Annotated in this window: 20 protein-coding genes and 3 pseudogenes; 8 read left to right on the top strand and 15 right to left on the bottom strand. The window is 69.8% G+C overall.

Annotated features, from left to right (window positions below; genetic code table 11):
* Window positions 1-611 precede the first annotated feature (611 nt).
* A complete protein-coding gene (locus B7L92_RS12525; protein WP_255310908.1) occupies window positions 612-2084 on the bottom strand; it encodes an amidase family protein in 1473 nt (490 codons plus the stop codon).
* Between the two features lie 244 nt (window positions 2085-2328).
* Window positions 2329-2694, bottom strand: coding sequence for a DUF6545 domain-containing protein (locus B7L92_RS42265; RefSeq protein WP_255310907.1), 366 nt, complete (start codon window positions 2692-2694; stop codon window positions 2329-2331).
* 105 nt (window positions 2695-2799) lie between these two features.
* On the opposite strand from B7L92_RS42265, the gene B7L92_RS42260 reads away from it, so the two are divergent.
* Window positions 2800-3030: a hypothetical protein gene (locus B7L92_RS42260; protein ID WP_255310906.1), complete on the top strand. Its 231-nt coding sequence runs from the start codon at window positions 2800-2802 to the stop codon at window positions 3028-3030.
* A gap of 246 nt (window positions 3031-3276) precedes the next feature.
* Here the strand turns inward: B7L92_RS42260 and B7L92_RS12515 are convergent, their stop codons facing one another.
* Complete coding sequence (locus B7L92_RS12515) at window positions 3277-4263, bottom strand: hypothetical protein (RefSeq protein WP_143626310.1); 987 nt, start codon at window positions 4261-4263, stop codon at window positions 3277-3279.
* A gap of 227 nt (window positions 4264-4490) precedes the next feature.
* Here B7L92_RS12515 and B7L92_RS12510 point away from each other — a divergent pair, with 227 nt between their 5' ends.
* Window positions 4491-5012 (top strand): hypothetical protein, encoded by a 522-nt coding sequence (locus tag B7L92_RS12510; RefSeq protein ID WP_438363987.1) that lies wholly within the window; start codon window positions 4491-4493, stop codon window positions 5010-5012.
* A gap of 46 nt (window positions 5013-5058) precedes the next feature.
* Here the strand turns inward: B7L92_RS12510 and B7L92_RS12505 are convergent, their stop codons facing one another.
* Both B7L92_RS12505 and B7L92_RS12495 read right to left on the bottom strand, forming a co-directional pair.
* Complete coding sequence (locus B7L92_RS12505; RefSeq protein ID WP_255310911.1) at window positions 5059-5424, bottom strand: transposase; 366 nt, start codon at window positions 5422-5424, stop codon at window positions 5059-5061.
* Between the two features lie 331 nt (window positions 5425-5755).
* Window positions 5756-9577, bottom strand: a complete 3822-nt coding sequence (locus B7L92_RS12495) for an nSTAND1 domain-containing NTPase (protein ID WP_081237490.1) — start codon at window positions 9575-9577, stop codon at window positions 5756-5758.
* A 546-nt stretch (window positions 9578-10123) separates the two neighbouring features.
* Between B7L92_RS12495 and B7L92_RS12490 the strand changes: the two genes are divergently transcribed.
* Window positions 10124-10534 carry a helix-turn-helix domain-containing protein gene (locus B7L92_RS12490; RefSeq protein WP_143626309.1) on the top strand — a complete coding sequence of 137 codons (411 nt, stop codon included), beginning with the start codon at window positions 10124-10126 and terminating at the stop codon, window positions 10532-10534.
* 164 nt (window positions 10535-10698) lie between these two features.
* On the opposite strand, the gene B7L92_RS12485 is transcribed toward B7L92_RS12490, so the two are convergent.
* The 5 genes from B7L92_RS12485 to B7L92_RS12465 all read right to left on the bottom strand — a co-directional run bounded on the left by B7L92_RS12485 (window position 10699) and on the right by B7L92_RS12465 (window position 14410).
* Window positions 10699-11169: a S26 family signal peptidase gene (locus B7L92_RS12485; protein WP_081237488.1), complete on the bottom strand. Its 471-nt coding sequence runs from the start codon at window positions 11167-11169 to the stop codon at window positions 10699-10701.
* Entirely contained in the window at window positions 11166-13028 is a 1863-nt protein-coding gene (locus tag B7L92_RS12480) for an ABC transporter ATP-binding protein (protein WP_255310905.1), read from the bottom strand. The genes B7L92_RS12485 and B7L92_RS12480 overlap by 4 nt, the downstream gene beginning before the upstream one ends.
* The gene (locus B7L92_RS12475; protein WP_081237487.1) at window positions 13025-13567 is read right to left on the bottom strand and encodes a TlpA family protein disulfide reductase; all 543 of its coding nucleotides are present in this window, start codon (window positions 13565-13567) and stop codon (window positions 13025-13027) included. Before B7L92_RS12475 ends, B7L92_RS12480 begins: the two co-directional genes overlap by 4 nt.
* Before the next feature lie 14 nt (window positions 13568-13581).
* A complete protein-coding gene (locus B7L92_RS12470) occupies window positions 13582-14130 on the bottom strand; it encodes a MauE/DoxX family redox-associated membrane protein (protein WP_081237486.1) in 549 nt (182 codons plus the stop codon).
* Between the two features lie 97 nt (window positions 14131-14227).
* The gene (locus B7L92_RS12465; RefSeq protein ID WP_081237485.1) at window positions 14228-14410 is read right to left on the bottom strand and encodes a hypothetical protein; all 183 of its coding nucleotides are present in this window, start codon (window positions 14408-14410) and stop codon (window positions 14228-14230) included.
* A gap of 525 nt (window positions 14411-14935) precedes the next feature.
* On the opposite strand from B7L92_RS12465, the gene B7L92_RS40280 reads away from it, so the two are divergent.
* Both B7L92_RS40280 and B7L92_RS12460 read left to right on the top strand, forming a co-directional pair.
* Window positions 14936-15214, top strand: coding sequence for a hypothetical protein (locus tag B7L92_RS40280; RefSeq protein ID WP_143626308.1), 279 nt, complete (start codon window positions 14936-14938; stop codon window positions 15212-15214).
* Between the two features lie 509 nt (window positions 15215-15723).
* Complete coding sequence (locus B7L92_RS12460) at window positions 15724-16263, top strand: DDE-type integrase/transposase/recombinase (protein WP_438363988.1); 540 nt, start codon at window positions 15724-15726, stop codon at window positions 16261-16263.
* Window positions 16264-16321: 58 nt separating this feature from the next.
* Here B7L92_RS12460 and B7L92_RS12455 read toward each other — a convergent pair.
* Window positions 16322-16854, bottom strand: a pseudogene (locus B7L92_RS12455) (transposase family protein); the annotation flags it as partial.
* On the opposite strand from B7L92_RS12455, the gene B7L92_RS43875 reads away from it, so the two are divergent.
* Complete coding sequence (locus tag B7L92_RS43875; protein ID WP_438363986.1) at window positions 16748-17311, top strand: transposase; 564 nt, start codon at window positions 16748-16750, stop codon at window positions 17309-17311. The pseudogene B7L92_RS12455 and the gene B7L92_RS43875 overlap by 107 nt on opposite strands.
* Window positions 17312-17332: 21 nt before the next feature.
* Window positions 17333-17419 (top strand): annotated as a pseudogene (locus B7L92_RS39410) (PhzF family phenazine biosynthesis protein); the annotation flags it as partial.
* An 8-nt stretch (window positions 17420-17427) separates the two neighbouring features.
* On the opposite strand, the gene B7L92_RS12445 reads toward B7L92_RS39410, so the two are convergent.
* Complete coding sequence (locus B7L92_RS12445) at window positions 17428-18852, bottom strand: sugar porter family MFS transporter (RefSeq protein WP_081237483.1); 1425 nt, start codon at window positions 18850-18852, stop codon at window positions 17428-17430.
* 360 nt (window positions 18853-19212) lie between these two features.
* On the bottom strand, window positions 19213-20514 hold the full coding sequence (locus B7L92_RS12440) for a DUF1479 domain-containing protein (protein WP_081237482.1): 1302 nt from the start codon (window positions 20512-20514) through the stop codon (window positions 19213-19215).
* A gap of 90 nt (window positions 20515-20604) precedes the next feature.
* Between B7L92_RS12440 and B7L92_RS12435 the strand changes: the two genes are divergently transcribed.
* Entirely contained in the window at window positions 20605-21744 is a 1140-nt protein-coding gene (locus B7L92_RS12435; RefSeq protein WP_081237481.1) for an ROK family transcriptional regulator, read from the top strand.
* Window positions 21745-21780: 36 nt separating this feature from the next.
* Here B7L92_RS12435 and B7L92_RS12430 read toward each other — a convergent pair.
* Together B7L92_RS12430 and B7L92_RS12425 are read right to left on the bottom strand one after the other, a co-directional pair.
* Window positions 21781-22146 (bottom strand): annotated as a pseudogene (locus B7L92_RS12430) (integrase core domain-containing protein); the annotation flags it as partial.
* Between the two features lie 160 nt (window positions 22147-22306).
* Window positions 22307-22845: nucleotide triphosphate diphosphatase NUDT15 (locus B7L92_RS12425; protein WP_255310903.1), on the bottom strand; the 539-nt coding region annotated here is incomplete at its 5' end.

The following is a 22845-nucleotide window of genomic DNA, read 5'->3' as shown; positions in this document are numbered from 1 at the left end:
GTTGTAGGAGCGCTGTGTCGCGGGTGGTTTCGTGGTGGGCGTTGTCCAGGAGCTGGCTGAAGTGGTCGGGGTCGCCGCCCAGGAGGCGTACGAAGGTCTGCAGGACGTCCTGGGGTGGCAGGACGCTGGCTTCGAGGAGGGAGGCGACGGCTTCGGCGGTGAGGATCCAGCGGTTGGCGACGGCTATGTCGCTGGGGGTGGGGCGGCCTGCGCGCAGGTGCGGGGTGCGGATCGCGGTGCGTAATTGTTCGGCGGCGGTCAGGGAAGGGGCACCGTCATGGAGGGTGGTGGGATCGCCGGTTTTTGCGGAGCTTCTCCGACTCCTACACGGTCCGCAGTACTTCGGGGTCGGCGCCGCAGGTCTGGGCGAACTTGCGGGTCAGCTCCCAGGTGGGGACGCGTTCGCCTCGCAAGACCGGCTCGCTGACAGGCTTTTCAGACGCCCTCTAGTGATCAAGCCAGGTGAGACGATCTCTCAACCTGCCAATACCCCTCGGTCGGTAGGACCCGCCCGGAGGAACAGGCGATGAGCACGCAGCCCGACCGCGCACCCGTCACCGCCTACGCCCCCGCGCCCGGGGCGTCGCCCAATTGAGCAGGAATGATCTTGATCAGGCGGTGAAGGCGGGCGGGGTCGCGGGAGCCGGGAGGATACGGGCGAGCTGCTGAGCCGCGGCGATCAGGGTCCGGTCGGACAGGTACGGGCCGATGATCTGAATGGCGAGCGGCAGGCCGGTGCTCGTGCTGCCCGCCGGGAGCACGATCGACGGCAGGCCGACGGGTCCGGCGAGGTTGATCCAGCTCGTCTGATCGAAGAACGAGCGCCGCTCGCCGTCGACGGTGATGTACCGCTGGGGCGGCGGGACGGACGTCTGGTCGTCGACGGCCGCGGTCGGCGTCGCCGGCGTGATGAGGATGTCGTGCTCGGTGAAGTAGCCGGCCCACCGGTCACGCAGCTTGTGCCGGTCCTCGTCGGCGCGTGCCCAGTCGCGGTGCCGCATGGTGCGTGCCTTGAGGTAGAGGGCGCTGGGGTCGTCGTCGGTGAGCGCGTCGGCGGCTTCGCAGTCGGCGGCGAATGCCTCGTCGCTCGCGGACGCGGACCCGGTGGCGTACATCAGGCGCTGGAACAGCCGGTCGCTGGTGGCGAGCTCCACGGGCCGGGAGCTGTCGTCGACGGTGGCTCCGGCGCCGCGGACGAGCCGGGTGACCTGGTCGAGGAGACCACGGGTGGCGGAGTCGACCCGGCAGTAGTCGTCATCTGCCCATATGCCGACGCGGTACTGGCTCAGGCTGGTGAACTTCGGGGCGGGGAGGTCGATCCTCCAGGCGGCGCCGTCGGCGGGGGCCGGGGCGGCGATCACGTCCAGAAGAACGGCCAGGTCTGCGGCCGTGCGGGCGATCGGACCCAGGGCGAGCATGTCGGAGCTGGTGAGCCATCCCGGCGGACGCGGGATGTGGCCGCGGGTCGGCACGATCGGCGCAGCACCGCGGGAGGTGCGCAAGGCGTAGACGCCGCAGTAGGCGGCCGGGAGGCGCAGGGACCCGGCGAGGTCGGAGCCGATTTCCAGCGCGGTGAGGCCCGCGGCGACGGCCACGGCCGGGCCGCCGGAGGATCCGCCCGGGGTCTTGGTCTGGTCGAACGGGTTCTTCGTCTTGCCGAAGATCGGGTTTGACGTCTGGATGTCCTGGCACAGGGTGGCCGTGTTGGTCTTGCCGATGATGATGGCGCCGGCCGCGCGCAGCAGGGCGACGACGTCGGCGTCCTGGGCGGGGATGTGGTCGGTCAGGTCGGGGGAACCGCAGGTGGTGCGCATGCCTTTGGTCTCGAGGGCGTCCTTGACGGTGATGGGCAGGCCGTGAAGGGGGCCGAGGGTGGTGCCGGTCGCCGCGAGGGAACGGTCGGCGGCGTCGGCCGCGGCGCGGGCGCCGGCGATGTCGAGCGTCACCACGGCGTTGAGGCCGGGGTTGACCTTCGCCAGGTGCGTGAGCGTCTGGTCGAGCAGTGAGCGGGCGGTGATCTGCCGGCAGCGCAGCGCGTGGAGCTGGGCGCGCGCGGAGGAGCGGTATGGGGCGGTGGTACTCATGACGTCCTTTGCGCTGGTCGCGGCGGCAGCGTGTGCCATGTTCGGCAGGGAGGCCGCGGCTGGGTTGGTCGCGGCGGCGACAAGCAGGATACGGCGATTCAAGTACGGGTTCCCGTGGCGCTTTGCGGCTTCGACCCGCGTGCGGACGGCGGGGTGAAGTAGGCCGCTGCGCGGACGAGGTGGCGAAGGTCTTTCCTGGTGGTGGAGGTGTTCAGGGTCGCGTCAGCGTAGGAAGCAGGTTCTTCTACCGTCCCGTACTACTTTTGGACGAGTGCAGCGTGGATCTGGTCCGCGGTGACCGCCGCAGCAACCCGCGCGCTCGAGCGCCACCAGGCGCGGCGGCGATCCTCGGCTCGAGTTCTTCTGACCGGACTGCCGGGTCGAGGTAGGGACGGAGCTCGATCTGCCCGTCACGGATCTCGACGGCACGCCGGTACAGGGCGAAGGCGACGGAGCGGCGTGCGCGTCGTGCTTCGGTCGCGTCGACGGGCCGCTCACTGAGCTCCAGGTCCGCGTCGCCCACGCGGTCGGCATCCTGCCGTACTTCCGTAAAGCTCAGCGAACTGCCTTCTTCCGCAGGCAACTCGAGGCTCTGGAGAAGATCGGCCACAGTTGGAGGGCAAACGCCTTCCACGGACCCGCTCTCCGGCTGTTTCCCGAGTTCGGTGGGCTCGCCGCGGTTCCTGCCGATGTGCGGGTACAGATCGTCCGCTGGATGACCTTGTGCTACATCGGCGAAGAAGGCGGCTACGGCGCGATGGGCCGCAACCACAAGGTCTTCCACAGCAACAGCACCACGCCTCTGATCGAGCAGATGTTCAAGGAGGACCGCGAGATCATCCGCGATGACGTCAGCGGCCTTCAGAAGGACCGCATTGTGAAGCGGGCCTGTGGGGATGAGTACGTCGCCCGGCGCTTCCAGGCCCTCCACCTGGTCGACGCCTGACACAACGGCTCGGGCGCCAGGAAGGTGGCTCGCTCGCGCCCGAGCCATTCGCGCGAGTAGTTCGTTTGCGCCGTCTCTCGAGGCCGCGGGGAAGACGCTGCGCCGCGCCTTGGTCGCCTTGTCCTGGGCCGCGCACCTGGTGGTATCGACCTCCTGCGCTTGGACGGCACCGACCTCACGGCTCCGCAGCACCGCGACCGCAGAGTGAAGCGCTGCCCCTGGACGGGGCGTCGCGTGCTGACCGCCTCATAGGGCGCGCAGCGTGGCTTCAAGCGCCTCCACGATGCCGTCGTGGGCCGCCGGCGCCACCCGGCGGGGCCTTCCCACAGGGACCGGGGCCTGTTCCGCGATGCGGTCCAGCACTCGCAGGAAGTTCTTGTCGGCGGTGAGGAACACTTCACAGTCCGGCAGGTAGGAGGCGTGTTGGACGTCAACAGGATTGCCGTCGGTGACCTTCATGTCCGCCTGCACGGTGTCCGCCGCCCATCGGAGCCAGTTGCGCGGCATGTGAGCAGCTTCTACCTCGTACAACCAGAACTGGTTAAACGCTTCCCGCGAGGCGCACATAGCGCGGAGGTCCACCCGTGCGCCGACCCAGTCGGCGTAGGTGGTGTCCTCATGCGTAAGTACGGCTCGGCGGCCCGTCGCGAAGGCACGCCAGTACACCTCCTGGTTGTACGGCCGCCACGCCGCGATCCTTTCGCCAGGTGCCCACCCGGCCCGCTGCTCCGTCGTGGTCTCCTCACTCGGGGACAACGTGATCCGAGACAGATCGCGGAGATCGAAGTCGGCCTCGCGCCAACGCTCCCGCTGTTCCTTCTGGTTGTCCACGAGGAAGCGCGCTGTGTGCGCCGTTCGCCGGGCCTGCTCCGTGTCGCGCAATTGTTCGTGGTGTTCCGCCGCCTCTCGCCAGATTCTTTTGGTCCAGTACGTACGCCACGTCGCCTCGCGTCCGGTGTCGGGCACCGCCCGCATCCACTCCGGGTGCAGACGTCGCACCTCGGAGACGACCTCAGCACCCTCCCGATCGGCCTCGCTGCGCAGTCTTTCGTCCGTCGCGGTCGTGATGGCCTCGATGATGGCCGCCCGCATGTCCGAGCGGGGATGCTGCAGCACCTCGAGCAGAACGCTCGGCGCGGTTACCACGCGATGACCAAGAGAGTGAGCGACCGTCTTGAACTGGTCCCCAGCCCGCTCATCCCCCAAATAGGACCAGATGTTGTTGTCGAGCATGATCCTCACGCTGTCATCCCCCTGCCTTACGTTCTTGCCCATTCCATTCCCAGCTCTCGCAGCGCTGCCCGCTGCTCCTGGGGGAGTTTGTCATGCCTTGACCGGGTGTTAGAAGCCGTATCTCAAACGAACTTGATCGTGTGGTTCCTGCTGGTCAGGAATGGCTTCGTTCGGAGTGGGGGAGGCATGCGGCGTCTTGTGTCCGCTTCGTGGTCGAGGGGTGCGCGGTGGCGTCGGTGCTGGGAATGCTGGAGGAGCGAGAGGCGGCTGCCCAGGTGCGGGTGGAGGGCCTGCGGGAGGAAGTCGCGTGGCTGACTGAGGTGTTGGAGGACGCGGAGATCGAGCTGGACCGGCGGGTGATCGCGCGGGAGGAACTGGTCGAGGCCCTGACTGTCTCTGCAGCTGAGTCCACTGCCGTGGCCGAGGCCGGGGCGGAGCGGGAAACCACGTCCTCGCCCGTGCCCGGCTCAACGGTGCCGCCAGGGCGGGACGGGTTGCCGGTGACGGTTCTGGCACCGGACCATCAGCGGCTTCTGGGTGTGCTGGAGGAGGGGCGACCAGCGGGCAGGGGGCCGCTGAAGGCCAGGGAGATCGCGGTGGAGCTGGGCTTGGAGACGATGCCGGAGAAGGTCGAGGGGGTGCGCTCGAAGGCCAGGCGCCTGGCGGAGCGCGGGTGGCTGGTGCAGGAGTCGTCAGGGATGTGCAGCACCGGTCGGCGACCCGTGCCAGACGCCGGCCCATCCGCGTGATCACCGACCACCGGATCATCGCCTCGCTGTTCTCCGGCCGTGTCCCTTAATCCTGAGCCAGACGGCGAGAGTTCATCAACCACGCGAACGTGCGCTCCGCCACCCAGTGTCTGGGCAGCACCACGAATCCCTGCGTGTCGTCGGTGCGCTTGACGATCTGCAGGGTGAGGGCGAGTTTCCGTCGGTACCAGTCGACCAGGTCGCCGGTGTAGCCGCCGTCGGCCCGGACAGGGGTGATGTCGCGGTGCAGGCGGCGCAGCCGCTGCAGCAGGCCCGCGGCGGCGTCCCGGTCGCCGATGTTCGCGGCGGTGACCGCGACGACCAGGAGCAGGCCGAGCGTGTCGGTCACGATGTGCCGTTTGCGGCCCGGCACCTTCTTCCCGCCGTCGTACCCGCGTGAGGCGGCGTGCACCGTCGCGACACGTGCGCGAGGCAATCGTACGATCGGGCACCCGAGTTGAGACCAGCGGGCGTGAGCGCGTACAACTGCGACAACAGGGCCTCCTGGTACTGCTCGGTTCGGTTCGCACCTACGAGCCACCAAGGGGCCCTGCCTTCATGCGCCGATCGCCAGAAGAACATCCCGGCGAGAAACCTGTTCGACTCACACGCTCCATGATCGGTTGAGATACGGCTTTCAACGACAACGGCCGATCAGGGGCTTTCTTGGGAAAGTGGGGTGCGGCTGATCCGGCAAGTACGTCGAGCGGCCGTCCGGGCTTTGGTCCTCCGCCAGCGGCTGTTCAGCAGGTCCGTAGGTATGGGATGTCACGGATGTGCGTGCTCCATTCGCCTGGTGTCAGGCCTGCCCCGGCGCGGTCGCATGCCAGTGTGGCTGCCTGGCCCGTGGTGATGTCGTATGTCTGCAGCGGTATGTGCTTGCCTGCCGCGTAGAGGGTTTTGTCGTCGGGGCTGAAGGCCAGGGCCAGGATGGCTGTTCCCGGGGTAGGGAGGGCGGAGCCGATGGAACGGCCGGAGTCGGTGTCCCAGAGTCGCAGGGTGCCGTCATCGCCCGCGGCGGCAAGGGTGTGCCCGTCTGGGGAGAAGGCTAGCGCCGACACGTGCCGGGGCTTGCCATCACGGACCGGAGACGCGGGAAGGAGGCCGAGGGGCTCGTGGGCGTCGCCATCCCACACGGTTACCTGACCGGATTCGTCGCCTGCTGCGAGGTACTTGCCGTCCGGGCTGAATGCCAGTGCCGTCGTCACGCCGGAGGTGAGTGCACGGCGTGTGATCCGTCCGGACCGCAGGTCGAGGAACTGGCCGTGGTTAGTTGCCAAGATGCGTCCGCCGGGTTTCACCGCCAGGATTTCACCACCGATGTCGGGGATCTCGCGGGTCATGTCCCCGTTGCGCAGGTTCCAGATTTCGAGCCGCTCGTCCGCTGGTATGCGGGAGGTCATCAGCGACGTCCCGTCCGGGTGGAAGGCGATGCCGTTGACGGCATTTGCGGGAAGGCCGGCGATGTCGGGGTCGGTCCGCGTCACCGTCAGTGAATCAGTGATGCGGTGAGCCGGGACTTCCCACAGGGACAGCTTCTCCGGCGGGATGGAATTTGTCGGGTGGCTGACGCCGTAAGCGAGGATGCGTCTGTCGGGACGGAAAGCCATGTGCACTGGGCAGGGCGCGGGACTTTGCCGACCTTCAGGGGGAGTGGGGCAAGCGGCCGGCGGCGGGCTGGCCATGTGGGTGCCGTTGCGGCCGTCGAACAACTGGATATGGGCCTGGCCGGTGTCGGTGTCCTGGTGGGCGATAGCTAGTGTGCTGCCGTCCGGGCTGAAGGAGGCCGATACGGCGGGCCGGCTTTGCCAGCGGGAGTCGACGACGCCGTCGAGGGAGAGGGAGCGCACCACGATCTGGGACCGTCCCGCGAAGTAGCGGATACGGCGCTCCTCCATGTCCAGCCTGAGTTCACTGACCGTCTCGCCGGAGAGTGGATACCGGAAGACAGGCGCCGCGGGCGCATCGGTCCGCCATAACAGGATCTCGTCGGGGTCTGTGGCGGCCATGAATCTGCCGTCCGGGCTGAACGCGAGATCTTCCAGTCCCTCGTGCTCAAGCTTCGGCAGTTCCAGCCCGGAAGCGATCTCCCATCTGCGGACGCCCGCTGGGCCGCGCAGGACCAGGTGCCGACTGTCGGGGGTGAACTGGAAGTCTTCCCTGGAGCAGTTGGCGGCGGTCGTCTTCGGGGCCCACTCGGTGGGCAACTTGCGGCGCCCGCGGATGTCCCAGATCTGCAGGCGGGTGCCGGGCAGGCACAGGGCCATCACACGGTCGTCCGCGCTCACCTGAGCATCGGGGAGCGGGTAGTCGTTCATCCGGCGCTGCTGGCGGAGCCGCCGCAAGGCCCAGGCCGGTACATCGATCGGTTCCCCGGGACCGACTTTGGGCAGGACGTTGTCCATGCGGCGCTCCAGCAACACGCGTCGGGTCCGCATGTCCCGAAGCTGGAACACTGCCTGGAGTCCCAGAGTGCGGTACAGGACAAAGGTGCGGCCGCTCGGACTGATCTCGGCTCCGTCGTCGGCTGGCAGACGCTGCCCATCCACACGGCCCGTCCGCACGTCCCAGATCCTGACCCTGCCGTCGTCGTCCACCAGAGTGAGTTTTCGCAGGTCGGGGCTCATCACGCCGGCATGGGCAAGGCTGCTGCTCAGCCCGGGTGACGAAGCGATCCGCCGATGGCTGCGCACGTCCCACGCCACGGCCTGCTTCGCTCCGGCGCTGACCAAGGTGCGGCCGTCGTCGCTGAGGTAACGCACGGCGGCCGGATCGGTATCGGGATCGGTGAAGGCGTCCTGCTCCTTCTGCACCGCGGCGCTCATCAGCGCCGAGCGGCTCTCGGGGAGGTCGGCCAGAGTCCAGGAAGCGATGCTCAGCCGCATCGCGGTCACCGGGTCCGTCACCCGCAGGCTCTCGGCCAGAGCCGCAATTCTGCGGGCCTCGACCTCCAACCGTTCCCGTTTCTCGGACTCGCTCTGCTGCCATGCGATCGCGCCCGCGACACAGGCGAGCGCCATCATGAGGGACAAGCCCACTCTCAACCGGCGCAGGCGTCGTGTGGTGCGGGTTGCGGAGTGTTGTTCCTGTTGGCGTGCGGTGGTGCTGGCAGTGAGGAAATCCTGCTCCAGGCCAGTCAGGTCGTCGAGGTCATCGGGACTGCTGAAGTGTTCCTGAGCGGTGGCGAGTCGGCTTCCCCGGTACAGGGCCCCGGGGTCGCGGCCCAGTTCTTCCCAGACGCGTGCGGCCTCGGTCAGTTTGCGGTGGGCACGCAGGCGTTCGCGGTCCTGTTCTATCCAGCCGTGCAGTCGGGGCCAAGCGGTCAGCAGAGCCTCATGGGCCAAGTCGACGGTGTCGCCGTCGAGCGTTAGCAGCCGTGCCCGGGTCAGCGCCTCCACTACCTCGGCGGTCTCCTGCCTGTCGGGGGTCTCGAGTTCCTCCCGGTCGGCGGGTCGGCGGGTGTCGGGGGTGCCATCGCCGGGGGCGACCAGGCGCAGCAGCAGGCGGCGGGCCGCAACAGCCTCGGCATCGGTGAACTGGCCGTAGACCTCCTCGGCGGTCTTGGCGACCGCGCCCTCCAAGCCTCCGGCCGCCTCGTAACCGGTCAACGTCATGGTTTTTCCACGGCGGCGGCGCCAGGTCTCCAGCAACACGTGCGACAGCAGCGGTAGCCCGCCCGGGGCCTCAGCGACTTCGTTGACGAGGCGGGAGGTCAGAGCTCGCTCCACAGTCAGGCCCGCGTCCGCTGCTGGTTTGACGATGGCCGCGCGTAGTTCCGTGGGGCTCATGGGGCCGACAAGCAGATGGGCGCCGCTCAGCGCGTCGGCCAGGCCTGGGTGTTCGACGCAGCGGCCGTAGAAGTCGGCGCGTACGGCCAGCAGTACTCGCAGTCGGTTCTCCGGTCGTTGAGCGGTCAGGAGGAGGTCGATGAATGCGGCGCGTTCGGCAGGATCGCCGCAGAGTGTGAAGGTTTCCTCGAACTGATCAACGATCACGAACACGTCCGCCCGAGCGCTGTCTGTGCGGGGGCTCGTGTCGAGCACCGGGGCGTGGGTGCGCGTGGGGTGCTGACCAGGGGTCAGGATCCGGATGGCAGCCGGGCGCAGTGCGGCGTCCTGGGTGTGCCGGAGGGCGGGGATGAGGCCGGCGCGTAATAGGGAGGACTTGCCGCTGCCGGACGCCCCGAACACCGCGGCGAACCTTCGCCGACGCACCAGCTCCAGTACGTCGGAGGTGAGCTTGTCACGGCCGAAGAACCGGCCGCTGTCGCCGGGCTCGAACCGAGCCAGCCCCCGGTACGGCGGCGCCCCGCCCCCCTCTTCATCCTTCGAACTCGAGGCTGAGGCCTCCTCCACCGCTTGCTTCCACCGGGCCTCCCACTCCGTCAGATCTCCCCCGCACGCCTCTACATACGCAAGCACCACCGGCAGCGTCGGCAACTGCTCGCCAGCGGCCGCCTGCGAAAGTGTCGTCACCCCGTACCCCGCCCGCTGCGCCAGTACCCGGTACGTGATCCCACCCGCCTCGGTGCGCAGCTTGCGCAACTCGAACGCGAACCGCTGCACCGGACCCGCCCCTGGGTCCACCGGCACTTCACGACGTCCCGCCACCTCGGCCAGCCCCCTCAAGCCGCTCCCGCACACGCCCAGACGGCAAAACTACGTACCCCTCGTGCCCCTACAAAGATCGCGACCGGCCATTGTTCGGTCGCTGGATCAGTCCTTCCGAACAATGCGCCGGTCGCTGAAATCGACTTGTCCCGGGAGCGCCCGACGACGGGGTGGGCGATTGTCATCGTCGTTCACATCGGATACGGAGCTTCCCTGGGGGCGGACGGACGGCTGTCCGCCTCCAGGGAGAGCCACCGCAGTGAGCCGGGCAGCCGTCAGGCCGTCCGGGACAGCCCGGAACGCGCAGGTGCAAGGGGTGCTCGGTGTACGGGGCACCCATGGAGCCGAGGTGTCTTGCGACCGACCGGGCAGGTGGTCACCATCGGGCTGCAACGTCGCAGCGACACCCTCCGCCGAATCCTCAAGAGAGGTCACGAGATGAGGCACAACTGTCCGCCCTGTCCCGACGGCGTTTCCGACCCCCGGTCGTTCGTGGACCGCATGCGTGCGCTGAAGGCATGGTCCGGGCTGACGTACCGGGAGATCGCGGTTCATGCGCACCGGAACGGCGATACGTTGCCGCCCAGCACGCTCGCGACCGTGCTGGGCCGCGCCACGTTGCCCCGGGAGGACGTGGTACGGGCGTTCGTGCGGGTCTGTGGAGGCAAGGACGAGATGGACGCCTGGTTACGGGCGCGCAGCGAGATCGCCCGGACTGCCTGGATGCCGGCCGACCCGGGTGGGGGGCCCGGGCCGGCTCTAAACGGCGGGGAGGGCGCCGACGGACGTCACCAGATGGCCGACGCCGCCGTCGCAGCAGTGTTCGCTGCCGGTTGCCTGGCCTCCTGGTGGTGCGGCAAACGGCTCGGCAGCCGGGCCACACCTCGACGCCACGGCCAGGGCACGCACTGAACGGGCTCCTTGGGAACCGTTCGTCGATCGCTGTGACGGGTACGGGCCAACGGCCGGTTGGGCCTCTCGCTTACCACGAGCAAGCGGTTCCGGTTCGGACTCCGCGTAGCCGTGAGGTCTACATGTGCCGCGGATGCGGAATAGAACCACCGGACGAGCGGGGTTCACCGCCGGCTCGCGCCCTCGGGCTGGGGCAGGGACCGCGTCACGACCCCGAGCACGTCGCCCAGCGGGAAGAATCCCAACTGGCGTGAGTCCACGCTGGCGGCGGCGTTGTCGCCAAGGAGCACCACGTGGCCCGGCGGCACCCGCCCCTCCTGGCCCTCGGCGAGCGGGGGGACCGACCCGGGTGGCACCGGTTCCCCCGGCACCGCCGCCACCCTCTTCACGATCAGCGGACTGTGCCGGTCTTCCCGCCAGATCGCCGGTGACCGGGGCCGCAGCACCACCACGACCTGACCCCGGCGCACCGTGTGCGTACGGCGCACCAGCAGCCGGTCCCCGTGGTGGTGCGTTGGGGTCATGCTCGTTCCACGCACGGTGACGATGAGCAGACGGCGGGCGGCGCCCGCCCCGCAGGTCGCGAGGAAGGCCAACGCCACCGCCGACACCCACCAGTCCCGCCGGCGGGTCACGGTGACATCTCCGTCAGCGCTGCCCCTTCGGACGGCCCGGCGGCGTCGGGCAGGTAGCCCGTGGCCTGGAGGGCGAAGAGCCGCGCGTACTCGCCGCCGGCCGCCGTCAACTGCACGTGGTCGCCGCGCTCGACGATGCGCCCGCCGGAGAGGACGACGATGACGTCGGCGTTGCGGAGCGAGCCCATCCGGTGGGAGATCAGGACGCTGGTCCGGCCCCGGCGGTGTCGCGCGATCGAGGTGTGGATCTCGTACTCGGCCTCGGCGTCCAGTCGTGCCGAGGGTTCGTCGAGGATCATCAGGTCCCGTGTGCCCCGCAGCAAGGCCCGCGCCAGGGCCAGACGCTGGCTCTGGCCGCCGGACAGCAGCACACCGGACTCGGGGTTGTCCCTGTCTTCCTCCATGAAGAACGTCCTGGTGAGCGGTGTCCGATAGCCTTTCGGTAGCTCCTTGAGGGTGTCGTGCGCCCCGGCCCGCCGCGCAGCCGACACGATCTGCTCCTCGTCGTCGAGCGCGCCCAGGTCACCCAGCGCGATGTTCTCGGCCGCCGTCAGGTCGTACTGTACGAAGTCCTGGAAGACCGCGGTGATCCGGTCGCGCAGCTCCGCCGGATCGACCTCGCGTAGGTCGACGCCGTCCCACAAGATGGCGCCCCGGGTCGGATCGTAGAAGCGGCAGAGCAGTTTGATCAGCGTCGTCTTGCCCGCCCCGTTGAGTCCTACCAGGGCCATCGAACTGCCATGGGGAATGGTCAGGTTGATGCCCCTGAGAACCCACGGGTGCCGATCCGAGTACCGGAACCACACGTCGCGCAGCTCGATGCCCCGGCGCAGGGCGGGCAGCGGCCGGGGGGCCGGTGTGAGCACGAGGTCCGGCGGGGCCTCGATCACGTACCGGTAGTGGCTGAAGATCAGCAGCGACTCACTGGCACGGGCCGCTTCGTGCGCCAGCGCGGCGAACGCGGATTGGGTTCCGGCGATGGCGGCGACGAGGAGCGTGACGTCACCGGCTGACAACTCGCCCCGGTACGTTCCGCGCACCGCCCACAGCAGACTCCCGCCCGTAATCAGCGAGGCAAGCAGCCCCAGGCCCGACTGCACGGCGACCTCGCGCCGGTCCACGGCTCGGCGGGCCGCGTCGGCCGTCCGCCGCTCAGCGAGCATCCGGTCGCGCAGAAAGCCGCCGATGGCGAAGAGACGCACCTCCTTGGCCGCCTCGGCATCCGCCAGGAGACCGGCGTAGAACCACTCCCGCCGCTCCGTCGTCCCCACTCGCCAGGCCACACCCGCCCGCCGACGGGAAAGGGCGATCTCCGCGCAGAGCGTCGGCACCCCGGCGGCGGCCACCAGAATGGTCAGTACCGGGTTCAGCACCAGCAGGGAACCCAGGAAGCCGGTGACCGTGATCGCGGACCGCGCCAGGCCGAGTGCCGCGTTCATCACCTGCGCGGGCACGCGGCCACCGCCCTGCCGGGCCAGTTGCAGCCGGTCCAGGAAGTCCGGATCCTCGAAGCGGCTCAGGCCGGGAAAGCCCGCCGCCTTCGTGAAGAGCCGGGCGTCGGCGCGGAGCGCGGTACGCCGGTCCACCTCCGCGGACAGGTAGCGGCACACGTGCGGCAGCAGGGCGGCGACGGCGCCGACGACCGTGAGACCGAGCGCCGGGACGAGCAGCGCGCTCATCCCCGCGTCCGATCCCACGTGGTCCAGCACCGACTTGGTCAGCCACGCCGCGGCGACCGTCAGCAGGCCGGCGGCCAGACTCAGCACGCTGTACAGCACGAACGCGACCGGAGCGGCCCCGGCCGCCAGGGTGGCGGCCAGCAGCAGCCCGCCCCGGCGGGCGGGCGCGGACGGACTCATCGCGGGGACGCCTCCCGCGCCAGGTCCACCATATGATCGGTGACGACTGTACGGTTCCGGTCCGCGTGGACGCGCAGTGTCGCGGGGAACGCGTCCACGCGCAGGGCGGCGCACACCGGCCCGCCCTTCGGCTCCACGACGACCCGGGCCACCGGGCTCAGCTCCCGGACGAAGCGCTCGCACTCCTCCGGTTCGCCGACCACGACGGCGAGCGTCCGGTCCCGGCCACCGGGCTCGGCGGCCGCGTACGCGACGAGTTCGGGCAGCTTCGTGCGGCACGGCGCGCAGTTCGGGGAGAGGAAGGCGATCAGTACCCCGTCCGGCAGCGAGGACAGGCTGACCAGTGCACCATCCACCGCCACAGCGGTGAAGTCGGGCAGATCCTCTCCAGGGCGCAGTGGTGTCACCCCCTTGCCCGGCGCCCCCGTAGGCCCGGCCGGGCCGTACTCGCGCAGCTTCTTGATCACTCCGATGGTGAGCAGCAGGTCCAGCACGCACAGGATGCCGACGAGCACCACTGCCGAGGTCAGAGCAGCCATCCAGTACCTCTCAGTCACTCAGTCACGGAAAGGGCGACGGGCCGGAACAGACTCATCAGGTCCTCCAGCACGGTGACCAGGCCGCCAGCAACCGCGCCCGCGCACCACGCCACCGCGACCATTCCGGGCTTCGATCCACCGGCCGGGCCGACCGCCACCACCGCCGCGCCCACCCCGGCGACGGACGCCAGCAGCCCGTTCCGTACGACGTGCGCCCGGCCCAGCGGAGCGGCCGATCGGCCGAAACACCGGCAGCGCACGGTCGTCCCCCTGCCCACCGACCGGGCGATGACCACGGCGAACACCGCGAGGAGCACCGTGGCCGCCAGCAGACCCGCCAGTGTCATCGGGGCGTACGGCAGGACCAGCGCGAGGCAGACGGCGCCTTCCACCGCGACCACGGCGAAGGCCACGGCCCGCAGGACCGACCCGGACACCACGGCGAGCGGCCGCAGCGAGTCGGCGAAGGCGGAGAACGCCCCGGTCCTACCGGCCTTGCCGACCACGGCGATGAGGAACACGGCGGTCAGCAGCCCGCGCACGCCGTAAGCGAAGTAGTTCATTGCCGCCTCTCCCGGGGCCCCGCCGGCCGGAGCCCCGTCAGCACGGGAGGGAGGGCACACCGAGCGGTACGCCCTCCCCGGTCACGGTGCTCCGCCGTCAGCAGGGGCTGATCGACGGCTCGCCGTACCAGCGGCAGTTCCTGCCGTTGTTGTCGCAGCACCAGTCCTGCCAGTAGCCCTCCGCGTTGCAACGCGTGATGCACCTGAGCGCGTCCGCGTCGGCGGTGGGGAGGAACCGTTCCAGCAGGAAGATGCCGAGGTTTCCGAGCTTGTCGAGCATGACCACTCCTAGTTTCGACAGCCCCTCGTGTCCCGGAGGGAGATGCCCCGGAGGGAGGCGAGGGGGTCCGGACCCGCCCCGGTGAGCGGGGGATGAACGGTGATGAGTCTGTGGTGGGGTGAGCACTGGTTCAACGCTGGGACGGCGCTCCGACACATTCCGAACGCGTTCCGAACACCGGGGCCTGGTGAGAGGCTCTGTTCGGGACACGTCCGCAGGTCGTTCCGGGCGCCGGTCGCCGGACGATGATCCGTCCCACCGGCAGCCGATGCCGGGTCAGGGGCAGAGCATGCTCATGCAGCGCACTCACCTTGCAGAGGGGCACGAATCAAGCGACGCCGACATCCGTGCGCCTCCGGAGGCCGTTGCCGAGGTCACGGACCGGATGACGCGGTTCTGGCGCCGGCCCTGTGACGACCACCAAGAGCAATGGGATCGACGGCCGAGGCGTGCGATGCGATCGCGGTTTTCCGCCAAAGAGCCAGGCGCTGATCCGGCTGCCCAGCCTGTTACGGAGTGTTGGGCATGGCAGGACGACGACGTCCGCGCGAGGATCACGTGACCGCCCGCCGCACCCTCGGCTCCGGCCCCGAGAGCTCCGCGCCCACCGGCGCGGCCCAGGCCGATCTGCTGGACGACCTCCCCAGCATCCGGCTGCCCGATCTGGCCGAACTGCGCCAGGGGAGTACTCGGAGCCCGTGCCGCCTGGCCCCCGGCAGCACGGCGCGTGCTTGGTGCAGGCGGCCACCCGGACACCAGCCCCGCCGACAGCCCCGGCTGACGCGCCTTGACGGCTGGAGCTGACCGTGGAGCGCACAGCGTCTGCGTCCCTGACCCGGCCCGTGCTGGCGTGGAACGCGCAGGCCAAACCTTGATCCACGAAGTGGGACCAGGGCCGCCTTGCCCTGCCACACCCGGTCTGTGGTGTCGATGGCTTGGGTCAGCTGACGGTGTGCTCGGGGTCGGCTGCCCGGGCCTCGGCGAACGTGCCGTAGTCCGTGGACCGGTTGAGCAGGGTGAAGTCCATGTCACCGGCGGTGAACCGGCTCGTGTAGTAGTGCCCGGCGGCGGACTTGGGCTGCAGGCCAGTGACCGCTATGCGGCAGGCGCCTTCATGCCGGGGGCTGCGGTGCTGGCGCTCTACGCGGGGGTGTTGTCGTACAGGAACCCGATCTCGGCGGTACTCGAGTTCTCCGGGGGCACTGTCACATTGGCTGACCGGGTGGGGTGGTCTTCGGGTTGGTCATGGTGGAGGGGGACTGTCCGTGGACAGCGCGTCGCCGTCGTGCCAGGGGCACCGGTATCCGGTCGAGGTGATCTCCCACTGCGGGGGGCTGTACTTCCGTTTCCCGCTCGGCTTCCGCGAGGTGGAGGAGCCGATGCTGCAGCGCGGTGTGATCGTCTCCTCTGAGACGGTCCGCCGCTGGTGTGTGAAGTTCGGGCAGGCCTGTGCGAACGGACTGCGCCGCCGCCGGCCGGGGCCCGGGCGTTTCTTTCGCCACCTGCTGAAGACGACGCGTGCGGTGCCGCGGGTGGTCGTCACCGACAAGTTGCGCTCCCACGGTGCCGCCCACCGTGAGGTCGTGCCGTCGGTGGAGCACCGCTGCCACAAGGGCCTGAACGACCGGGCCGGGAACAGCCACCAGCCCACGCGGCAACGCGGGCGTGCGATGAAGGGCTTTCGATCGGTGGGTGCCGCACAACGGTTCCTGGCCGTGTTCGGCGGTATCTCACCGCACTTCCGGCCCCGCCGCCACCTGATGACCGCCTCGAACTACCACGCCGAGATGACCGTCCGCTTCGCGATCCGGGACCGGATCACCGGCGCTGCCAACCTGCCCACCACGGCCTGAGCGCAGGCCCGGGCCGCGGGCCCACCACGCTCCGAAGCGCCAGCAGACAGCCACGCACCCAACAACGTGACAACGCCCGCGCACCAGCGACGGCCAGGGTGTCGACGATGCCGTGCTCGCGGGCGGCGCGGACGTCGTGGACGGCTCCGGGCAGGGCCGGTGAGGCCCACAGCAGTCGGCCTGGGGGCACCCCCGGCCGAAGGCTGGGGGAGGGCCGGCCAGGATCTGCACGTTCATCCCGTGTTTCTTGTGCTCGCCGGAGTAGCAGGGGCGGTCCGCGGTGATGCGATCGATGGGCGGCAGGGTGTCGTCCAGCAGCACGAGCGCCTTGGTCGAGGCCGTCCGGGCCGCCTTCACGAGAGTCGGGGCGAGGGTGGCCAGGAGTTCGACGGCCTCGGTGATGTAGCGGTAGGCGGTGGTGGTTCCGATGCCGGATCCGGCTGCGAGCTGGGCGTGCGGGTGGCCGTTGCGCAGGTGGGCGAGGGTGGGCAGGGCCTGCCGGCCGGGGCTCAGGCGCCGCCGGCGGGTGCCGGGCTTCCGCCGGTGTTGGCGAAGCCGGGCGGACAGGAAGCGCAGGGCGGAGCCGGACACGTCGACGCGATGGGGCCTCCCCTGCTCGAGCGAGGCCGAGAGCTTGGGGAGGGGTAGACAAGCAACGAAGCCTCTGGTGGAGACGGTTCTTCTTGGTCGAAAACCCATCTACCAGGGGCTTCACCTGTCTGTCAGCCCAACTGGCCAGTCCACCCGACGGGTTGGAAAGGACTCATTGAACATCGTCGTCGAGATCGTGAAGCGGACCGACGACGTCAAAGGCTTCAAGGTCCTGCCCCGCCGCTGGGTGGTGGAGCGAAGTTTCGGCTGGCTGGTCCGGAACCGTCGCCTGGCCCGCGACTACGAACGGCTGACCGTCACCTCCGAGGCCATGATCAAGGTGGCGATGATCCGCCTGATGCTCGTCCGGCTCGCCGGGCAGCCCTCGCGGTGGAGTCACGAATCCCACCACAAGACAGCCCGAACCAAGACCGTCGAGGACCAGATCGCGGCGTAATCGACCGGCCACCCGACAGGCTCTCAGGGGGCGGGCTCCCCGATCCTGACCGCACCGCAACCGCACGGCTGGACCGAGATCGGCGGCCGGGTGCTCCTGGAGTGCTGAGCCTGCGCTCAGCCCATCTCCTCCAGCGTCCTGCCCTTGGTCTCCGGCACCCACTTGAGGATGAACGGGACCGCCAGCGTGGCGAAGATCGCATAGATCACGTACGAACCGGACAGGTTCCACTCCGCCATGCTCGGGAACGTCGCGGTGATCAGCCAGTTAGCGACCCACTGCGCGCAGGCGGCGACGCCGAGCGCGGCCGCGCGGATGCGGCTGGGGAACATCTCGCCCAGCAGCACCCAGGCCGCCACGCCCAGCGACATGGCGAAGAAGAGGACGAAGGTGTGGGCGGCGACCAGCGCGACGGCGGCCTGGGTGTCGGGCAGCGAGATGTCGTCACCCGTTCCGGTCTTGTAGGAGAAGGCCCAGGCGACGGCCGCGAGGGAGACCGCCATACCGGCGGAACCGGTCGCGGCCAGCGGCTTGCGGCCGACCCGGTCGATGAGCACCATCGCGATCACCGTGCCCACGATGTTGATGACCGAGGTGGTGAACGAGTAGAAGAACGAGCTCGACGGGTCGATGCCCACCGACTGCCACAGCGAGGAGCTGTAGTAGAAGATCACGTTGATGCCGACGAACTGCTGGAAGACCGACAGGCCGACGCCGACCCAGACGATCGGCAGCAGGCCGAAACGGCCGCGAAGGTCCTTGAACCGCGGTGCCTTGTCGCTGCGCGCGGCGTGCTCGATCTCGGCCACCCGGGCGTCGAGATCGACCTGCGCGCCTTCGAGGGTGCGCAGCACCTCCTTGGCCTCGCCGGTCCTGCCGACCGAGATCAGGTAGCGCGGCGACTCCGGGATGCGCAACGCCAGCAGACCGTAGACCAGGGCGGGAACGGCCGCGATGCCGAGCATGACCTGCCACGCCTCCAGGCCGAGCAGGCTGCCGCGCTGGTCCCCGTCGGCGAGGGAGAGCACCATCCAGTTGACCAACTGGGAGACGGCGATGCCCAGCACGACGGCGGCCTGCTGGAAGGAGACGAGCCGGCCGCGGTACTCGGTGGGCGCGACCTCGGCGATGTACGTGGGGCCAATCACGGAGGCCATGCCGATGGCCACACCGCCCACGATGCGCCAGAAGGACAGGTCCCACGCCGTGAACGGCAGCATCGAGCCGATACTGCTGGCCAGGAAGAGCAGGGCGGCCAACTGCATCACCCGGAGGCGGCCGACGCGGTCGGCGAGCCGTCCCGCGAGCATGGCGCCGGCGGCCGCGCCGAGCAGGGCGATGGCGATGACGGCTCCGAGCGTGGCGGCGCCGACGTCGAACCGTCCCCTGATGCCCTCGACGGCGCCGTTGATCACGGCGCTGTCGTAGCCGAAGAGGAAGCCGCCCATGGCGGCGGACGCCGCGACGAAGACGACGTGACGCAGCCGGTTCGGCCGGGCCGTGAGGCCCCCGGCGGCAGGTTGTTGTGCTGTGCTCGTCACCTACGGACTCCTGTGGTGATGTGTGTCGTTGCCGTCTGCCCCGGGTGAGGAGCGAGGAGCGAGAAGCAAGGACAGGGAGCGCCGCGGCGGGTGCGCGCACGGCGGAGGGCGGCGCTCGGTTCGGAAGGGAACTGGGGCCCGGCTTCCGGACGTGGGAGGCAGGGGAGAGTGGTCGGTCGGTCGATCGGCCGACCGGGGCGCTTGAGCAGGCCCGGGCCGGAGGGCGCCCGGCCCGTCCGCCGTCCGGGAAGGACCGGGCTGTGGAGGGCCGGGCGCCGTCCGTCCGTGTCACATGGAGCCGCACCGGGTCGTGTCGGCCGAGAGGTCACGGCGCCGACCCGGTGCACGGCGGCGGGTCCGTCAGTCGTCGAGGCCCAGGCCGCGTCGGCCCGTCTCGTTGAGCCGGTCGACGCCGAAGCGGTCGGTCCAGTCGCGCTCGTAGTGCTCCTCGGGGAAGTCACTGGGGCTGGAGCCGGTCAGGAACGCCTCGCGGACCTTCGCCGAGTACTCCTCGTTGCGGGGGCACCAGGGGGCGGCGGGGATGTACATGACGTTGCCCCAGCCCTTCTGGTCGGTGACCGGTGCGACGCTGTGGATCATGTCGCAGTGCCACCAGACGGAGTCGCCCGCCTTGACGTCGGGGATGCCGGTGAGGGCCTCCATGAGGAGCGGGTGCCACTTCTCGTTGGCGGGGAAGACCTGGTTGGTGGTCACCCCGCACATGTCGTCGTCCGGGACGTCCGAGAGGAGCGGCCGCAGCATGAGGTAGGCCATGGCCTCGGGGATCGGGACGGTGTGCAGGACACCCTGGTCGTGGTCCATGTCCGACAGGGCGGTCCAGCCCTGGAAGGTGCGGAACGCCGAGCACATGGTGGAGCCGGGGTACTGGGGGCCGGCCGTGCGGTGGGCGGCGTCCCAGGGGTCGTACTCCTCGATGCTGCCGTCGAACAGGTGGCGGAACGCCTGCTGGTAGGCCCGCGTCATCCACAGGTCGAGGGTGCCGGGGTCGAGGTGGGTGCCGAGCCCGTTGGAGTCGGCGCCCGGGGGACGGCGGCGGATGCGGTCGGGGTACAGCGCGTCGCGGTCCGGGTCGAACCACTGCACGCCCTCGGACTCGTGCTTCCACAGGGAGTTGAGGAAGGACTGGACGTTGGCCATCCGGTCGCTCTGGCGGGCCTCCATCTGGGCCGGCGACCAGTAGATGGGGTAGATCTCCGGCTTGGAGCCGACGCTGCCGAAGAAGTCGTCGCCGGGGCCCCGGTAGTTCTCGAAGAACTTGTTGCGCTCCACGTAGTCCACGATCGAGGCGTCCCAGGCGAGGGCCTGGTCTCGCTCGAAGTGGCCGCGGACGACGAGGCAGCCGCGGCGGCGGAGCTTGTCGAGCTGCTCCGGGGTGACGGTGCCGTTCGCGATGTCCGCGTAGTCGATGACCGGCCACACGGTCTCGCCGCGCTCCTTGTCCGCCTGGATCTCGGCCAGGCGGGCGCGGATGCGCTCCTCGACGACGGCGAAGACCTCCTCGACGGTGCGCCCGGAGGACTCGATGCGGGCGCGCAGCGCGGGCTTGATCTCGCGGATGGCGGCGGCCAGGTCGTCGGGGGTGGTCTCCCAGTGCGGCAGGGCGGGGAGACCGGCCTGCCGCGTCTCGGTTGCCAGCGTCATTGCTCGGCTCCTTTGGTCAGGACTCCTTACTAGACGGCAACCTAACCGTCCCCCCACGTTTGGGCAAGAGTCCTGACTAAAATCTTCGGCATGTCACTGGCCAAGCCGTCACTCGAAATGCTGCGCGCGCTGACCGACGAGAACGTGCTGCGCGCGCTGATGGAGGAAGGGCGCCTGACCCGCGCGGAGATCGCCGCCCGGACCGGGATCTCCAAGCCGACGGTCTCCGACAGCGTGCGGCGGCTGAGCGAGGCCGGCCTGCTCGCCGACACGGGCGAGCGCACCACCGGCCGCGGCCGGGTCGGCACCTACTACTCGCTGGCCGCGGACACCGGGGCGGCCCTGGTGGCGAGTATCAGCCCCGAAGGCGTCGTCGTGGAGACGGTCGACGCCTTCGGCACCGCCACCGCTCGCGCCGAAGTCGACCTGGGCCGCGCCCCGGGCCCGCACGCGACCGCACAGGCCCTGACCGAAGCGGTCGGGCTGGTCCGGCCCCGGGTGCACGGCCCACTGCGTACGGCCGTGGTCAGCGCGGCCGATCCGGTCGACCGCGTCACCGGACGCCTGGTGCATCTGCCGGACGCCCCCTTCCTGGTCGGGGACCTGGACCCGGCGGCGGTGCTGGCCGGCGTGGTGGACGGGACGGTGCTGGTCGACAACGACATCAACTGGGCCGCCCGCGCCGAACGCGCCACCGGATGCGCCCTCGGCGTCGACGACTTCGTCTACGTCCACCTCGGCGAGGGACTGGGCTGCGCGGTGGTCACCGACGCGGAAGTCCGCCGCGGACACCACGGATTGGCCGGCGAGATCGCCCACCTCTACACCGCGGGGCCCCGGGGCACGGCGCTGCCGCTCATCGAGGTCTTCGCCGAACTCGGCCTGCGCCGCGCGGAGTCCACCGCCATCGACGTCGATGCCCTGCGCGCGGCCGCCCTCGGCGACTCCGAGACGGCGCGGCGGACCCGTGGCGCGCTGGCCCGCGCGGTGGGCGGCGTACTGGCGGCGGCGGTCGCCCTGGCCGACCCCCGACTGATCGTTCTGGGAGGGACCTGGGGCGCCGAGCCGGGCATCGCCGAGGCGATCCGCGCACACTTCGCCGAACTGCCCCGCAGCGTCCCGGTCGCCGCGGCCCAGGTCCCCGAACCCGAACTCGCCGGAGCCCGCACCCGCGCCGTGGAGGCCCTGCGCACCGCCATCATCACCACCCGCCCGGAACCGTCCGCCTGACCCGAAGCGTCCGGGTGTGCCACTGACGTTGATCGTTTACGCCTGGGTCGTGGTCTTCTGCTTGAGGCGTTCGTAAGGTGTCTGGCCGCCGAGGCCGCCGTGGGGGCGATGGTAGTTGTAGTAGTCCTCCCACTCGCGCAGCTTGTCGTTGAAGACCTCGGCGTCGTCGATGACGACGCCGTCGAGGAACCGGTAGAACTCCTCGGCGTCGATGCGGTGGGAGCGTTCGACCTTGCCGTTCAGCCGCGGGGTGCGGGGCTTGATGTAGGTGTGGGCGATGCCCCTGTCGAGCACGTGCCGGTGGAAGGCGGACTGGAACTCGGCGCCGTTGTCGGTCTGGATGACCTCGCCCCGGAACGGCAGGCGTTGCAGCACGTAGTCGAGGAATTGGATGGCGGCCTTCCAAGGGTTGTCCTACCTTTCGAGACGTGGGTCAGACCGGTTTCGCGTAACCCCGCGTTATAGGGGCGTCCGCTGGCTCGGTGTTGAGCGAGTACGCCGCTGCCGAGCAGGGATTCGTTCGAGCCGGAGGACAAGGTGGCGGATGGGACTGTGAGGGCTGTCACGCCAGTGCGTCGAACTGTGGGCCTGGTGTGCCAGGGGCGAATCGAGTGAAGTGCGCGGGCGGGTGATCGATGGCCAGGTCGGGTCGCCAGGCGGTGAGGATCTGGGCGCTGCACACGAACAGGCCGTCGGGGAGCTGATCGAGCGGGTACCACGCCCAGTCGCCGACGCTCTCGTCCGGCTGCGTGGCCGGCTGCCCTTGCCAGGCGTGGACGAGCGCGCCGACGGTGACCCGCAGGACACCTTCGACGTGATCGACGAGCGTGCCCAGGAGCCCCACGTCCTCGGCGTGAGCGACCAGCCCGGTCTCCTCGGCGAGTTCGCGGATCACCGCGTCTTCGAAGGATTCCCCGGCCTCCACGCTGCCGCCGGGCAGTTCGAGGGTGCCGCGGCGGTGCTGGCCCAGCAGAATACCCTGTTCGCTGAGCAGGATTGCTCCGACGCCGACGGCCGCATGTGCGGCTGGCGCTCGGGTGCTGCGGGGTCGGCTGGAGACGCGCGCCGGCCGGTCGGGCAGGCGCGCGTCTCCAGCCGACC

The sequence above is a fragment of the Streptomyces viridosporus genome (assembly GCF_002078235.1).
Taxonomy (GTDB): Bacteria; Actinomycetota; Actinomycetes; order Streptomycetales; family Streptomycetaceae; genus Streptomyces; species Streptomyces viridosporus.
This window is presented reverse-complemented; position numbering and strand designations above follow the sequence as displayed.

Excerpts from the sequence above, each read along its gene's own strand:
- B7L92_RS12475 (WP_081237487.1), bottom strand. The coding sequence starts at position 13,567 with ATGGCTGCTCTGACCTCGGCAGTGGTGCTCGTCGGCATCCTGTGCGTG.
- B7L92_RS12435 (WP_081237481.1), top strand. The coding sequence starts at position 20,605 with ATGTCACTGGCCAAGCCGTCACTCGAAATGCTGCGCGCGCTGACCGAC.
- B7L92_RS12465 (WP_081237485.1), bottom strand. The coding sequence starts at position 14,410 with ATGCTCGACAAGCTCGGAAACCTCGGCATCTTCCTGCTGGAACGGTTC.
- B7L92_RS12440 (WP_081237482.1), bottom strand. The coding sequence starts at position 20,514 with ATGACGCTGGCAACCGAGACGCGGCAGGCCGGTCTCCCCGCCCTGCCG.
- B7L92_RS40280 (WP_143626308.1), top strand. The coding sequence starts at position 14,936 with ATGGCAGGACGACGACGTCCGCGCGAGGATCACGTGACCGCCCGCCGC.
- B7L92_RS12515 (WP_143626310.1), bottom strand. The coding sequence starts at position 4,263 with ATGCTCGACAACAACATCTGGTCCTATTTGGGGGATGAGCGGGCTGGG.
- B7L92_RS12470 (WP_081237486.1), bottom strand. The coding sequence starts at position 14,130 with ATGAACTACTTCGCTTACGGCGTGCGCGGGCTGCTGACCGCCGTGTTC.
- B7L92_RS12490 (WP_143626309.1), top strand. The coding sequence starts at position 10,124 with ATGCGTGCGCTGAAGGCATGGTCCGGGCTGACGTACCGGGAGATCGCG.
- B7L92_RS12480 (WP_255310905.1), bottom strand. The coding sequence starts at position 13,028 with ATGAGTCCGTCCGCGCCCGCCCGCCGGGGCGGGCTGCTGCTGGCCGCC.
- B7L92_RS12525 (WP_255310908.1), bottom strand. The coding sequence starts at position 2,084 with ATGAGTACCACCGCCCCATACCGCTCCTCCGCGCGCGCCCAGCTCCAC.
- B7L92_RS42260 (WP_255310906.1), top strand. The coding sequence starts at position 2,800 with ATGACCTTGTGCTACATCGGCGAAGAAGGCGGCTACGGCGCGATGGGC.